At 68.6% G+C, this 14,804-nt stretch carries 12 protein-coding genes; 1 reads left to right on the top strand and 11 read right to left on the bottom strand.

What is annotated here, in order from left to right:
- From I0Q12_RS11960 to mdlC, 5 genes are all read right to left on the bottom strand, one after another.
- The coding region (locus tag I0Q12_RS11960; RefSeq protein ID WP_197252123.1) for an ROK family transcriptional regulator at window positions 1–865 on the bottom strand (865 nt) is incomplete at its 3' end.
- Window positions 866–1,040: 175 nt separating this feature from the next.
- The gene (locus tag I0Q12_RS11955) at window positions 1,041–2,138 is read right to left on the bottom strand and encodes an ABC transporter substrate-binding protein (protein ID WP_197252122.1); all 1,098 of its coding nucleotides are present in this window, start codon (window positions 2,136–2,138) and stop codon (window positions 1,041–1,043) included.
- 31 nt (window positions 2,139–2,169) lie between these two features.
- Complete coding sequence (locus I0Q12_RS11950; RefSeq protein ID WP_197252121.1) at window positions 2,170–3,978, bottom strand: iron ABC transporter permease; 1,809 nt, start codon at window positions 3,976–3,978, stop codon at window positions 2,170–2,172.
- Window positions 3,975–5,096, bottom strand: coding sequence for an ABC transporter ATP-binding protein (locus I0Q12_RS11945; protein WP_197252120.1), 1,122 nt, complete (start codon window positions 5,094–5,096; stop codon window positions 3,975–3,977). Before I0Q12_RS11945 ends, I0Q12_RS11950 begins: the two co-directional genes overlap by 4 nt.
- A gap of 40 nt (window positions 5,097–5,136) precedes the next feature.
- Window positions 5,137–6,717, bottom strand: a complete 1,581-nt coding sequence (gene mdlC, locus I0Q12_RS11940; RefSeq protein WP_197252119.1) for a benzoylformate decarboxylase — start codon at window positions 6,715–6,717, stop codon at window positions 5,137–5,139.
- A 139-nt stretch (window positions 6,718–6,856) separates the two neighbouring features.
- Between mdlC and I0Q12_RS11935 the strand changes: the two genes are divergently transcribed.
- Complete coding sequence (locus tag I0Q12_RS11935; RefSeq protein WP_197252118.1) at window positions 6,857–7,774, top strand: LysR family transcriptional regulator; 918 nt, start codon at window positions 6,857–6,859, stop codon at window positions 7,772–7,774.
- Window positions 7,775–7,885: 111 nt separating this feature from the next.
- On the opposite strand, the gene I0Q12_RS11930 is transcribed toward I0Q12_RS11935, so the two are convergent.
- The 6 genes from I0Q12_RS11930 to I0Q12_RS11905 form a co-directional block, all read right to left on the bottom strand.
- Entirely contained in the window at window positions 7,886–8,641 is a 756-nt protein-coding gene (locus tag I0Q12_RS11930) for an IclR family transcriptional regulator (RefSeq protein WP_197252117.1), read from the bottom strand.
- A gap of 97 nt (window positions 8,642–8,738) precedes the next feature.
- Window positions 8,739–10,196, bottom strand: coding sequence for an aldehyde dehydrogenase family protein (locus I0Q12_RS11925; RefSeq protein ID WP_197252116.1), 1,458 nt, complete (start codon window positions 10,194–10,196; stop codon window positions 8,739–8,741).
- Between the two features lie 34 nt (window positions 10,197–10,230).
- Window positions 10,231–11,064 (bottom strand): enoyl-CoA hydratase/isomerase family protein, encoded by an 834-nt coding sequence (locus I0Q12_RS11920; RefSeq protein ID WP_197252115.1) that lies wholly within the window; start codon window positions 11,062–11,064, stop codon window positions 10,231–10,233.
- Window positions 11,065–11,089: 25 nt separating this feature from the next.
- Window positions 11,090–12,325 (bottom strand): CaiB/BaiF CoA-transferase family protein, encoded by a 1,236-nt coding sequence (locus I0Q12_RS11915; RefSeq protein ID WP_197252114.1) that lies wholly within the window; start codon window positions 12,323–12,325, stop codon window positions 11,090–11,092.
- A complete protein-coding gene (locus I0Q12_RS11910) occupies window positions 12,322–13,488 on the bottom strand; it encodes a citramalate synthase (protein WP_197252113.1) in 1,167 nt (388 codons plus the stop codon). The genes I0Q12_RS11915 and I0Q12_RS11910 overlap by 4 nt, the downstream gene beginning before the upstream one ends.
- A partial coding sequence (locus tag I0Q12_RS11905; RefSeq protein ID WP_197252112.1) for an MmgE/PrpD family protein occupies window positions 13,485–14,804 on the bottom strand: 1,320 nt, incomplete at its 5' end. The genes I0Q12_RS11910 and I0Q12_RS11905, both read right to left, overlap by 4 nt.

The following is a 14,804-nucleotide window of genomic DNA, read 5'->3' as shown; positions in this document are numbered from 1 at the left end:
CGGTCACCTCGAGGCATCCGACCCGGCCGCACGGGCACGGCACGTCCGAACCCGTCGCGAGGTGACCGATCGTGCCAGGGCCGCGACCCGGTGCGGGGATGCGTCCGTCGACGATCCATGCGGCACCGAACGGTTCGTCGACGTGCAGATAGAGATAGCTCGACGGGCTGGGGCGGCCGGCGAGTTCCAGTGCCCACAGTTCCGTTTCGGCCATCGCGTCGACGTGCGGGGTGACCGTGACCGGCGCGGGTATCGCGGCGGCCCACGCCGCGTCCGGCACGTCGTCCCAACCGAATCGGCGTGCGCCACCGGCACGGCGCTCGGCGCGGCCGTCCCCGACCACCCCGACCCACAACGCACACCGGGTCGGGTAGGAGAGACGATAACGGTGCAGCGCCGACGCGACGACGGGCAGCGCCGCGTGCGCGGTGGCCGGGGCGTCGAATTCGAGGCAGTCGAGCACCTGCCCGCGAAGATTACCTGCGACACAACGCATTTCGTTCCCGGCGACGTGGACGCCGACGGTGAAGTACGCGTCGGTGTTCAGGTCGAGCGGAATCTGCGGCCGGCCCACCATCCCGCCGGCGGCCAGCTCGGGACGGTCGCGCAGCAGTGAGCGGCCGAGGAGTTCACCGACGATACGGTTGACGGCGGACAACGAGAAGCCGGTGTGCCGCGACAGTTCGCTGCGGGTCGCGGGACCGACCCTGCGCAGCACCCGCAGCACCTGCCCCGCCGGCGTGATCGTCCCGGACGCAGGGTTGCCCGCACGCGGCACGGGCGCGAACGAACGCGCGGTCTGGGTCCGCGTCACGGTCGACGACGTGGCGCGTGCGGCGATCCGGAGTTTCGACGCGTCTGCCATGCCGTCATTGTCGGCGCGGCAGCGCCGTTACTGAACGCTTACGCTCAGCGAGCGCAAAAGGGGATCAGTCCACCAGGGCTCGGACGCTCGGTCCACGAGGGCACGGAACTGCGCGTCGTACAACCGAGTGCCCGAACCGGATCGCTCCGGTTCGGGCCTCTCGCCGTGATGCGGATCAGTAGTTGAACGCCTCTGCCCAGTGCTGCGAGTACTCCGCCTGACGCACCACCTCGGTCAGCGGCATCCGCCAGACCTTGTCGGAGTCGATCGGCGGAAGCTCACGTCCGAGCGCGATCGGCGGCGCGACGTCGGGCCGCACGCTGTAGTCGCCGAGTTCGGTGAACAGTGTCTGGCCGCGCTTGGAGAAGTTGTAGTTCATGAACACCTCGGCCGCCTCCGCGTTCTTCGCCGCGGCGGTCTTGCCCAGGTAGTAGTCGAAGGTGACGAAGCCTTCCTCGGGCACGACGTAGTCGATGGGGGCCTTGTCCTCGGTGGCAGTGACGTTCACCGACGCCGAGCCTGTGGTCGCGACCCCCACCTCACCGCGCGCCAAGGCCGTCAGCTTCTGGCCGGCACCGTCGTAGACGGTCGGCTGCAGAGCCGCGAGCTTGTCCCAGTAGCCGTCCTCGAGCTTCTCCTCGACGAACCAGTTGAGTGCGACGTTCGAACCGCCCGTCGCGCCCTGCGAGATGCCGATCTTGCCGCGCCACTTCTCGTCGAGCAGGTCGGCCCACGAGGTGGGCGCCTCCCCCTCGGGGACGGCGCGGGTGTTGTAACCGAAGGTCTGCACCACGTTCGTGACCCGGGAGAAGTTGCCGTCCTGGATCACGACCTCCTCGAGTTCCTCGGTGCCGGGCACGACGTACGGGTTCCACACGCCGGCATCGGTGAAGCTGTTCACGATGTCGTAGTCGGAGGTGCGGATCACGTCGGCGTTCAGGCGACCGGCGCCCTGCTCGGAGAGCACGCGCTCGGCCAGTCGGGCCGGGACGAGACGCATCAGGTCGACCTTGATGCCGGTGTCACGGGTGAACGCCTCGATGAAGGCCTGCTCGTTGGATTCCTGGTAGCTCGAGTACAGATTCAGCGTCTGCGACTGGGCCGCCTCGTAGGTCTCCTTGTCGGCGATCGTCTCGCCGTCGATGACCAGACCTTCCGAAGTGTCGACCTCGGCCTGGGAGGTGACGCCGTCGGAATCTCCGCCGCCGCACGCTGCGAGTGTCGTGGCGAGGACGACCGACAGAGCGGTGAGCGCTACTTTGCGCGTTTTCATGGTGAGGCCTTTCGTTTCTCGAAAAGTCCGATCAGAGCGAATTGGTTCCGGAGTCCGACGCTTCGGCGAGCTGCTTCTTCTCCCGGTTGCCGGCGAGCTGGGCGAGCACGGCCAGCACGGCGATCACCAGGACGAACAGCACGCTGATGGAGGCCGCGACCGCCGTCTGCCCGTTCTCGAAGTTGTCGAAGACCAGGATCGACAGGATCCGGGTGTCGGAGGTGAACAGGAACAGCGAGGCCGACAGTTCGCGCATCGCCAGCATGAGCAGGAGCAGGAAGGTCGACACGATACCGACGCGCATCAGCGGCACGGTGACGTTGACGATGGCGCGCGACCGGCGGGCACCGAGCATCACGGCACTGTCCTCGAGGTCGCTGTGCAGCTGCAGCATCGACGACGAGATCGAGCGGTAGCCCTGCGGCAGCGCCACGGCGACACAGGCGACGGCGAGGATGATCAGCGTGCCGTAGATCGGGATCGGCAGGCTCAGCCAGGTCCAGAGGATGCCCATGCCGAGCACGATCGACGGGATGGCGAGCGGTGCGGTGGCAATCTGCTCGAGCAGGGCGCCGAGGCGGCTCTTGGTGCGGTAGCGGATGTACGAGGCGGAGAAGCTGATCGTCGTACCGGCGAAGGCGGCGACGATGGCCACGACCACCGAATTCACGAGCGCCTTCTGGAAGTCCGTCGCCGAGGCCACCTTCACGATGTTGTCGAACGACATTCCGCCCTGGAACATCTGGGACATGCTGTACAGATACGGCGAGTCCTGGGTGGCGGCGAGGAACAGCGCACCCATCGGCAGCACGATCGCCAGGAAGAAGTACACCAGCGCGAAGATCGTTGCGGGCCAGCGCCAGCCGCGCAGCGGAACCTGACGCGGACGAGCGCCCTTACCGGTCATCGTCGTGAACTTGCGGCGGTTGACGATCCACTGCTGGCCCATGGTGACGAAGACCAGGCCGAGCGTGAGCAGGATGGCGATACCGGCGGCGGCGTTCGCCTGGGCCGGGGCCGCACCCATGAGCCGGAAGATGTAGGTGGGCAGGGTCTCGATCCCCGCGGGGTTACCGAGCACCGCCGCGACCGGGAAGTTCTCCATGCTCAGCGCGAAGACGAGGATGCCCGAACCGAGCAGCGCCGGCATGGCGAGCGGCAGGGTCACCGTCCGGAACATCGTCTTCAGGGAGGCACCGTGCACGGTCGAGGCCTCTTCGAGATCGGCGTTCATCATCGACAGCGAACTGTGCACGAGCATGAACACGTACGGCGCGTAGAACAGGCCGAGGACGAAGATCAGGCCCGGGATGCTGTAGATGTTGATCGTCATGTCCAGGCCCGTGTCGGCGAGCATGATGTTGACGAATCCGGCACTGGGAGAAGCGAGCAGCGACCAGGCGAGCGCACCGACGAGGGCCGGCACGAACACCGGCGCCATGCCGATGAAGAAGATGAACCGGCGCCAGGGCGCGTCGGTGCGGGCGCAGATGAACGCAAGCGTCGCACCGATCACGAGCGCGATGACCGTCGCTCCGAGGCCGAGGACGAGGGAGTTCACCAGGCCCTCGACCGCGTCGGGACTCGTGAGCACCTTGAGGTTGTCGAGCGTGAGGGCACCGAGACCGCTGTTGCCCGGGCGCGGCACCTCGGTGGCGAGCGCGGCCACGAGCACCAGGATCATCGGCATGATCACCAGCACGGCCAGCACGGCGAGGACCACCAGTGCCGCACTGTTCTTGCGGAGGATTCCCCTGCGCCACAACGGCGCTGCTACCGGGGCCTCCGGTTCGAGGTCGTCGACCGGACGAGTCTCGGGGGGTGTGGCCAGCTGGGTCATGCCGCGACCTCCTGCAGTCGTGCCTGTCGAACCACATCGGCCGGCAGGATCTGGACGTTCTCCGGCGAGACCGAAGCGAAGACGCGATCGCCGATCTCGAAGCGCTCGGTGCCCTTCGTCGGGGCGAAGACGTCGAGCTCGCCTCCGTTGTCGAGGGTGACGGCGTACCGGATGCTCGAACCCTGGAAGCTCGTGACCGCGACGCGGCCCGAGAGCTCGTTGGTGCCACCGCCGGACACGTTCGACAGCACCAGATCCTCGGACCGGATGCACGCCTTGAAGTCGTCGGCGGCGGCGAGGTTGCGCTGCTCGGTGCGGATCACTTCTCCCCCGTCGCGAACGGCCGTGACGTAGCCGTCGGCGCCGACGGTGGCGGTGCAGTCGAAAATGTTGGACACGCCGAGGAAGTGTGCGATCGACGCGCTCGCCGGCTCGTTGTAGATCGCGGTGGGGCCGCCGATCTGCACGATCCGTCCGCCCTGCATGAGCGCGATGCGGTCGGCGAGTGCGAACGCCTCCTGCTGGTCATGCGTGACGTAGACCGTGGTCAGGCCGAGGCTCAGCTGGATCTCACGCAGCTCCACCCGCAGACGGTCGCGCAGGCGGGCGTCGAGGTTCGACAGCGGCTCGTCGAGCATGAGCACCGAGGGACGCATCACGAGCGACCGGGCGAGTGCCACACGCTGCATCTGTCCACCGGAGAGCAGGCTCGCGCCACGCTGCGCGAAGTCCGACAGACCGACGAGCTCGAGTACCTCCGCGACCCGCGACTTGATCTCTGCCGCAGGGAGTTTCTGCAGCTTCAACGAATAGGCGACGTTCTGGAAGACGGTCATGTGCGGCCACACCGCGTACGACTGGAAGACCATGCCGACGTTGCGCTTGTTGGGCGGCAGGTTGATGCCCTTCGCCGCGTCGAAGACGACCGTGTCACCGATGGTGATGCGACCGGCGGTGGGTTCCTCGAGGCCGGCGATGCACCGCATGGTGCTGGTCTTGCCGCACCCCGACTTGCCGAGCAGCACAACCGATTCGCCCTCGTCGATCTCGAGGTTGAGGTTCTCGATGGCCGTGAACTTCCCGTATCGAAGCTGCAGATTCTCGATGGTGATCTTCATGCTGGTTCCTCAGTCGTGTGTGCGGCGGGGGGGTCGGGTCCTACTCGAAGTACGTGACGGCTTCGATCAGCACCGGCGAGGTGCCTTCGAAGGCTCGGTGCAGGGCCGCCTTCAGTTCCTCGGCACCGGTGACCCGTTCGCCCTTCACGCCGTAGCCTTCCGCGATCCTGACGAAGTCGATGTCGGGCACGTCGAGTCCCGGGGTCTCGCCCGTGTCCAGAGCACGGGTGAACCGGCGCAACGCACCGTACGTGCCGTTGTTGAGGATGACGAACACCACGGGCACGTCGCGGCGGGCGGCGGTCCACAGTGCGGTGATCCCGAAGTTGGCGGATCCGTCACCGATCGTCGCGACCACGCGACGCTCCGGATGGGCGAGCTGGACGCCGACGGCGGCGGGCAGGCCGAAGCCGAGGCCGCCGGAGGCCGGCGAGTAGAACGAACCCGGTTCGGGGAGTTGCGCGTGCCGCCAGAACGAGTCCGCCGTGGAGGTCGATTCGTTGACGTAGACCACGTCGCGGGGAGCGATCTCGGCGATGGTGGCGAAGACCGTGTCGGGGTGCATCGCGTCGGTGCGATCGGCTCCGCGTGCGAACGTCTCCCGTGCAGGCTCGACCGGAAGGTCGCGGCGGCGGACCCGCTCGGCGAGGACGCGCAGCGTCGCGCCGACCGGAGCGAGGTAGGCCTCGCCGAAGGGAGCGCGGGCGACCTCACCGGTGTCCTCGGACAGGTGCAGCACGCGGGTGCCCTCCGCCAGGAAGGGACCCGGACGGTGGTGGTGGTAGCGGAAGACCGGGGCACCGGCGACGAGCACCACGTCGTGGTCGGCCAGTGCCTCGTGGATGGACATGACGTTGGCGGGCAGCACCCCGCGGAACAGTGGGTGGGTGTTGGGGAAGGGGCACCGTGACGGCGACGGCGCGATCCACACCGCGGCTCCGAGCGATTCCGCGAGCTGCACTGCGAAGCCGTTGGCGCGCTCCGCGTCGACGTCCGGTCCGAGGACCAGGGCGGGCCGGACGGCACCGTCGAGGGCGGCGAGGAGTTCTGCCGTCATCGCCTCGGACGGTTCGGTCGTCGTGGTGACGCGCCGCTCTGCCAGATAGGCGGTGTTGGCCGGGGCCTCGTGCTCCCAGTCGTCGTAGGGCACCGAGACGTAGACCGGGCCGGGCGCGGGCAGGGTAGCCATGTGGACGGCCTGGCTGATGGTGCGGGGCACGTCCTCGGGGCAGGTCGGTTCGGCGCTCCACTTGGTGAGCGGACGGGTCAGGCTCGCCGCGTCGACGTTGGCCAGCATGACCTCCTGCCCGATGGTGTCGCGCACCTGCTGACCCGCGCTGATCACCAGCGGCGAGTGCGAGTACACCGAGTTGGTCAGCACACCCATCCCGTTGCCGGTGCCGGCTGCGGCGTGCAGGTTCACGAAGACCGGTTGTCCGCTCGCCTGCGCGTAGCCGTCCGCCATCGCCACCACGGCACCCTCGTGGAGACCGAGGACGTACTCGAAGTCCTCGGGGAAATCCTTGAGGAACAGAAGTTCGTTCGAACCGGGATTGCCGAACACCGTGGTCATACCGTGCCGGCGCAGCAGGTCGAACGTTACTTCGCGAATTGTGGGCATAGGGAAGATCCCCTCACAGCAGGACGGAGAAGAAGTCGGGGGTCGTGGCGACCACACGAGAGGAGCCTATGTTGCCGCCATCACATAGATCCAATAGATTCTGCCGATCGCATTATTCAATGCATCTATAGTCAAGGGAATGGCGAACAACTACGACCTCGGCATGCTGCGGGTGTTCGTCGCCGTCTACCGCACCCGGAGCGTCACGGCGGCCGCCGAGAGCCTCTTCCTGACCCAGCCGACCGTCAGTTACGCACTGGGCAAGCTGCGCAAGCGTTTCGGCGACGAGCTGTTCGTCCGTCGCCATCAGCAGCTGGTACCCACACGTCTGGCCGACGAACTCTATCCCCGCCTGCGGGAGGTACTCGAGCGTCTCGATGCCGTCATGAACGCCGCCGAGGCGTTCGACCCGGCCGCCACGACCCGGACCTTCCGGTTGGTGCTGTCCGATGTGGGCGTTACGGGACTTCTGCCGAAAATCATGACCGCCCTGTCCGTTCGAGCTCCCCTCGCGAGCGTCGACGTGGTTCCTCTCGCCCTCTCGCACGCGAGCGAGACGCTGCGCCTCGGGGACGCCGACGCGGTGGTGTGTACGCCGGTACTGAACGGGCAGGATCTGCATCGCACGCCACTGTTCACTCAGCCGTACATCGGAGTGCGCCGACCCGACCATCCACGCATCGGACCGACGCCGAGCCTCGAGGAGTTCGAGGCGGAGCGGCACGTGTCGGTCGCGGTCGAAACCGGACATACCGCAGTGGATCTGCGCATCCGGGAACTCGGAATCCACCGCGACGTGGCGGTGACCCTCCCGAGCTTCACCGGTATCGCCGGAGTGCTCGCCTCGACCACCTATCTCGGGTTCGCCCCGCGCGTCTACGCCGAGCGGTCGGCGCGTCTGGGTGAGCTCGGCCTGTACGAATTGCCGTTCGAGGTACCGGAATCGGTGGTGTCGCTGTACACGATCCGGCGCGACCTGCCGTCGCCCGAGATCGACTGGCTGCGCGATCTCGTCGTCGAGACCCTCGGCGACGGTTCGACCCTCGACCCGACGTAACCCATTCGCTCGCCTGTTCGTCATCCGCTACAGCAAAGACCGCAACGGATGACCGGAACGGTAGCGGATGCCGTCGACTGCGGGATACGGCCGACTGCGGGATACGGCCTGTCAGAACTCGCCGGTGGCCGCGAGATCGCGGGAAATCGCTCGCGCCGTGGCGATCACGCGCGGCACGATCTGCTGCGGTTGCGGAATCCGGGACTCCGGGAAGGCCACCGTCACGCTGGCGACGATGGCGCCCTGGGAATCGAGCACCGCCGCGGCGACGGAGGTGCGTCCCGGCAGGCCGTCGTTGCGGGCGATCCCCACCCCGGTCCGGCGGATCTCGGCGAGCTGCGCGCGCAGTTCCGGAACACGCGCTGCCAGTTCCGGATCCGACTCCGAGTCGGCGACCAGCTCCTCCCACGCCTCGGGACAGTGGGCGAGCAGCACCCGCCCACCGCCGGTGCGGTACAACGGGAGCCGGCGCGTGGCACGGGACGAGTTGACGGTCGGTTTGACGCGGGTGATGCGGTCGGAGAAGATCCCGTCCGATCCGTCGCGCACCCCCAGATAGACGGTGCCGCGGGTGGCGACGTGCAGGTCGACGAGATAGGGCTGTGCAAGCTCCCGCAGGCGACGCACCTGCGGCGCACCGATTCCCAGGCTCCAGATCCGCCGTCCCAGCCGGTAGCGGCCGTGGGACAGACGTTCGACGCCCTCCCACCGCACCAACGCCGCAAGCATCCGATGGACCGTGGCCGGCGGGAGCCCCGTGCGGTCGCAGATCCCCGCGACCGTCATCTCGGCGCCGCCGGCGAAACAGTCGAGGATCTCGAAGGCACGACCCAGGACCGACCGTTTGCCGTCGTCGTTGTTGCTCATGGCTCGTCCTGGGGTGGTGCGGGATGTGTACGACAACATCGAATCACATCCCGCACGCACCGTCCCGGACGGACATCTCGTGCACCGTCGATCGTTCTCAGAACGGATACGGCGCGATCTCCGACCTCACTGTGACCCACTGGGTTTCGGTGAAGGCCTCGAAGTTCGCCGCCGGACCGCCGAATCGGGAACCCGTTCCCGACGCGCCGGTTCCGCCCATCGGCGCGTACGCCTCGTCGCCGACGGTCTGCTCGTTGATGTGCAGCTTGCCGCAGTCGATGCGATCGGCCAGCTGCATCGCGAGCCCCACCTCACCGAGGATGCCGACCGACAGTCCGTACTCGCTCGCGTTCACCAGGGCAGCGGCCTCGTCGAGATCGTCGAACGGCACCACCGGGGCGACCGGCCCGAAGATCTCGTCCGTCCACACCCGCATCGACAGGTCGACGTCGGCGAGCACGGTGGGCCGGTAGTACTGCCCGTCGTTGGTGCCACCTGCGCACACCCGCGCCCCGGCGTCGACGGCCTCGCGCACGATCGCGTCGATCGACTTCAGCTGTCGCTCGTCGATGATCGGGCCCAGGTCGACATCGTCGGTGAACGGATCGCCGACCCGCAGCGCATCGGCCTTCGCGGCCAGCTTCGCCACGTACTCGTCGTAGATGTCGCGATGGACGATGTGGCGGCCGGTCGCCATGCAGATCTGGCCCTGGTGCAGGAACGATCCGAAGGCCCCGGCGGAGGCGGCGCGATCGAGGTCCGCACCCGGGAGCACGATCAACGCGTTGTTGCCGCCGAGTTCGAGGTGGGCGCGCTTGAGCAGACGCGATGCGGCTTCCCCCACCCGGCGCCCGGCTGCGGTGGACCCGGTGAACGAGACGACGGCGACCTCCGGCGCTGAGACCACGGCCTCCCCGACGTCGGCGCCCCCGGTGAGCACGTGGAGCACGTCGCCGGGGAGGCGGGCCTCCTCGAAGATCCGCGCGAGAACGACCCCACCGCTCACGGAGGTGCGCGGATCGGGCTTGAGGAGCACGCCGTTGCCCACGGCGAGGGCCGGCGCGACGGACCGGATCGACAGGGTCAGCGGGAAGTTGAACGGTGCGATCACCGACACCACCCCGGCGGGGCGGCGCCGTGAGAACGACCAGCGGTCGCTGTCGGTGGCCAGCACCTCCCCCGACGGATGGGTCGCGAGACCGGCGGCCTCGTAGCATTCCGCACGCGCCGCCGCGAGTTCCCGGCCGGCCTTGAGCCGGGTACCCCCCGACTCGCGGACCAGCCACTCCTCGATCTCCCCGGCGTACTCGGCGAACAGGTCGCCGGCGCGGCGCAGCACAGCGGCCCGGTCGGCGGGTTTCGTCGCGGCCCACGCCCCCTGCGCACGGGCCGCGGCAGTGGCCGCAGCCCGGGCCTGTTCGGCGTCGGCGACACCGATCCGGCCGAGTTCCGCGCCCGTGGCGGCCTCACGGGTGGGCTGTTCTCCTGCGGCGCCGGGGATCCAGCCGCCGCTGTACACCTTGCCGGCCCAGCGGCCGGGATCGAGAAGTTCCATCATGCTCCTTGTGCGCGCCGCGGCGTCGGGTCGGTCAGCGGTTCTTCCATACGGGTGCGCGCTTCTCGAGGAAGGCGCGGACACCCTCGACGCGGTCCTCGCTCAGATACGGATTGGGTCCGACGTTCAGCCGCAGAGCGCTCGGCAGCGGCACGCCCCAGCTCTTGGTGGCCATCTCCTTGTAGCGGCGCAGCGTCACCGGCGAGTTCGCGAGGATCTCGTCGACGTACTTCTGCACCTCGGCCTCGAAGTCCTCACGCGGCACCACACGGTTGATCAGGCCCATCTCCTTGGCCTCCTCCACCGGGATGACCCGGGCGGTGTAGAGCAGGTCCATCGCGATCGCACGGGGCAGCAGGCGCGGCAGCAGCACCGACCCGAGGTTGGCGCCCATGCCGCGGCGCGCCTCGGTGAGACCGATCGTCGCGCCCTCCACGGCGATCCGCACGTCGCTGGACAGCACGATCTCACAGCCGCCGGCGATGGCGTGGCCGTTGATGGCGGCGATGACGGGCTTGTAGGTCTCGAGCATCACCTCGAACAGTGCCCGGTACAGGCCGGTCATCGGGACGTGGACCTGACGGCCCGAGCGGGCGATGTCGTCCATCTCCTTCATGTCGCCGCCGGCGCAGAAGGCCTTGTCGCCGGTGCCGGTGATGACGACGGCGAAGACGTCCGGGTCCTCCCCCGCCTCCACGAACGCCTCGGTGAGCTGGTGAACGGTGCGGCGCGCCATCGCGTTCCGGCGGTGGGGCCGGTTGATGGTGATCCACGCGACGTGGTCGCGCACCTCGTAGAGGACCTCGTTCGAGTAATCGGGCTCGGCAGCTCCGGCGTTGTCGACGGAACCGACTTCGGTGGTGGTCATGCTCGTTGTTCCTTTCGCGGTCTCGTCAGGCCGGTGCCTGCTCGGTGGCGGCGCGCACGACGCCGTCGGCGATCAGGGCGCGGATCTCGTCCTCGCTGCGCCCGATTGCGGCGAGTACCTCGACGGTGTCCTCGCCGAGGGCGGGCGGGCACTTGGTCAGAGGCGGGTACTGCCCGTCGAAGGTGACCGGCAGGTTGACGACCTCGAGGTCCTCGACGACGGGGTGCGGCAGTGGCTGCAGCATGCCGGTGGCCTTGACCTGCTCGTCGCGGTAGACCATGTCGACCGTGTTCACCGGCGAGTGCGGTACGTTCGCGGCCTTCAGACGCACGAGCAGCTCGTCGAGGGTGAACTGCGAGGTGCGCTCGCCGAGGACGTCCTGGACGAGCTTGCGGTTCTCGACGCGTTCGGGGTTGGTGGTGAAGCCTTCGCGCTCCCCCAGATCCTGCGCGTCGATGGCCTCGAGCAGGCGACGGAAGATGTCGTCGTTGCCGGCCGAGATGAAGATGTGGCCGTCGGCGGTCGGGAAGGCGCCGTAGGGCACCACGCCGCGGAAGCCGGAGCCCAGGCGGCGCGGAGCGGGGTTGCCGGCGGCGATGCCGATCAGCGGCGAGGTGATCCACGTCAGTGCCGTCTGCAGCAGCGAGTTCTGCACGTGGCAGCCCTTGCCCGTCATGTCGCGGCGGCGCAATGCCTCGAGCACGGACATCGCCATCCACATGCCGGTGCCCATGTCGAGCAGGGAGACCGGCACGCGGGCGGGTTCGCCGCCGTCCTCCCCGGTCATCGAGACGATGCCCGAGAACGCCTGCAGCAACGGGTCGTAGGCGGGCTGCATGGCCCGGGGGCCGGTGTGGCCGTAGCCGGACATCTCGCAGTAGATCAGGCGCGGGTTGAGTTCCCGGAGGTACTCCCAGGTGAATCCGGCCTTGGCGAGGGCACCGGGACGCAGGTTCTGGATGAGCACGTCGGCGTCGCGCAGCAGGTCGACGAGAATCTTCTTGCCCTCGTCGGTCTTGTAGTCCAGCACGACGGACTTCTTGTTGCGGTTGAACGACATGAACGCGATCGACTCGCCGTTCCATGCGGGCGGGGCCCACTTGCGGGTGTCGTCCCCGGCCTGTCGCTCGATCTTGATGACCTCGGCGCCGAGATCCCCGAGGATCTGCCCGCCGAACGGCGCGGCGACCGAGGTGCTGATCTCGATCACGCGCAGGCCGGTGAGGGAACCGGGCACCGGTTCCGGGGTGGGAGTGCTCATGCGGATTCTCCTGTTCGGGACGACGCGCCGGTGAGCAGCGTGCCTTCGAAGTCGTCTCGGGCGGCCGAGCGGATCTCGGTCTTCCAGGGCGAGAGCGCGCCCTCGTAGACCTGCGAGCCGAGCCGGAAATGCTGTGCCTGTTCGAAGGTTTCGATGAACGGCATGTCCATCGGGTAGACGTCGCTGCCGTAGGGTCGCGGTCCTGCCTTCGAGACGTGGCCCCACAGTTCGTGGCCGACGATCTCCTCGGCGAGCACGACGGCCTCGACGAGAGCCGCGAGATCGACGCCGGTGTCGATGCCTTCGCTCTCGAGGAAGTGCACGAAGTCCTCAGTGGGGATCATGCGGGTGAGACGGCCGTTGCCGCAGTAGGGGCAGCCGCCGAGTCCGCCGATCGCGGTGTCGACGACGAGGGTGTGCCGCTCGTCGAGTTCGCAGAAGGCGGCGTAGGCGCTCAGCGGCGCCATGCCGCGCGCGTTGTGCAGGTGCACCTGGAAGTGCCAGATCTCGGGCCAGGTCTCGAGAATCCGGCGGATCTGGGAACGCATGGCGGCGGGCGTGTTCCAGCTCATCGGGTCACCGAGGTGGACGCGCGTGACGGGAACGCCTGCGGCGGTCCACTTGTCGATCTGCAGCTGCAGGACCTCCATGCGGCGGTCCTCGCCGATCTCGCCGATCCAGTTCGATCCCCAGCACGCGTTGATGGAGACCTGGGCCTCCTGCGCCCCGCGTTCGACGGCACGGGCGATCACGCCGTCGAGGGCGTCGATCTCGTCCTGCATCGTCCGGGCGGTGTTGCGCTGGACGAAGACGTCGTCGAGGTGGATCTTGGACTGGCCGATCCGCGGGTCCGGCGGGGTGATCTTGGGGGCGAACGACGCACGCCGCTCGACACCCTTCTGGTTGAGGGCCAGGGCGGTGTAGCGCACACCCTCGACCGGGGTGAAACCCTCGACGATCTTCTCGATCTCGGCCATCTGCGGCACCCACTTGGGTGAGACGAACGAGCCGACCACGATGGTCTTCAGGCCCGTGGCGGAGAGGGCGTCCAGCAGCCGGATCTTGTCCTCCACGGGGATGTCCGCGCTCTCGATCTGCATGCCCTCGCGCATGCCCTCCTCGATGATCTCCACGCGTGGGTGCGAGCGTTGGGGGTCGGTCATGCCTGTCGTCCTTCCGTACGGTGTTCCGGCGCCAGGGCCGTCGCCACGTGCTGCAGGGCTCCGCCGCGCGAGGCGGCGACGAGCGCGGTGTGCAGGGCGGAGGCCGCCTCGGCGGTGAGTCCTCCGGTAGCACAGCAGTCGTCGAACTTGTCTCGTAGTTCCGTGTCGCTCAGCGGGTTGCGGCCGTCGCCGCGGGTGACGTCCACCCGCTCGGCGTGCCGTTCGCCGTCCTGCGTGACGACCTCGACCACGGAGTAGCCACCCGAGAAGGTCGGTGTCCCGACGGGCGGCTCGGCGCTCTCGGCGATGCTGACCGCGTGCATCAGACGGGTCACCTCGGGGTCGGCGAACGCGTCGTCGGTGAAGTCCGCCAGGAGCACGGCACCGCGCAGCAGGGCGACGGAGACGGCGTACTCGGCGCTGAACTTGGCCGCGGTCGCCGAGGCCGGCGGGAACGCGACGAGAGCGCGGGTTCCGCGGGGATGCACGGTGATCCGCACCTCCCGGATGGCGGCACCGGCGAGGCGATCGCGCAGCGCCAGGCCCGCGTCGATACTGCGGTGCGTGCCGTAGCAGGCGGGATACCGCTTGATCCCCCAGTCGGTGGGCCAGGCGTCCAGCCAGTATTCGAGGCGTTCGACGAGCGTCTCGTCCGGATCCCCCAGCGGGGCGAGTTCGGGATCGCCGTAGCGGTCGAAGAAACCGGCCTCGGACTCGAGTTCGTGCGGGTTGGCGGTGAACCCGGCCTCGGCGAGGTCGACGGCGATCACCGCGTCACGGGCCGCGAGCCCGGCGTGCAGCGGCTTGGTCATCGACCCGAAGTTGGGGCGTGAGCCCGCGGCCGTGGAGGCCACGATGCCGAAGGCGTGCCGGGCCGTATCGGGTGTCGCCTCCACCAGCCGCGCGAGGGCGGCGACCGCGGCGAGCCGGCCCACCGTGGAGGTGGTGTGCCAGCCACGGGCGTAGTGGACGTGCTGCGGGAGCAGGTCCGCGACCGCGCGGAAGACCGCGGCGCCGACGTCGTAGGCCTGCAGGAGCCGGCCGGTGCCGAGCAGCGCGGGGATCAGCACCGTGCTGGGGTGGATGGGCATGCTCGGAGAGATGTCGTCGTAGTCGAGCTGGTGCCCGGCGGTGCCGTTGAGCAGCGCTGCGGTGGCGGCGCTCGCCGTGCGGCCCGTCGTCCATACCGTGGCCCGGCCCGAGGTTCCCTCGCCCGCGGCCCAGTTCTGCAGGATCCGTTCGGCGGGCTCGTGCGCGGAGGCCACGGCCGATGCGACGGTGTCGACCAGGATGCGGCCGAGAAGCTCCTCGTGTTC

The organism is Rhodococcus sp. CX (genome assembly GCF_015865005.1).
GTDB lineage: Bacteria > Actinomycetota > Actinomycetes > Mycobacteriales > Mycobacteriaceae > Rhodococcus.
The sequence above is the reverse complement of the archived record's forward strand: the minus strand, read 5'-3'. Positions and strand labels throughout refer to the sequence as shown.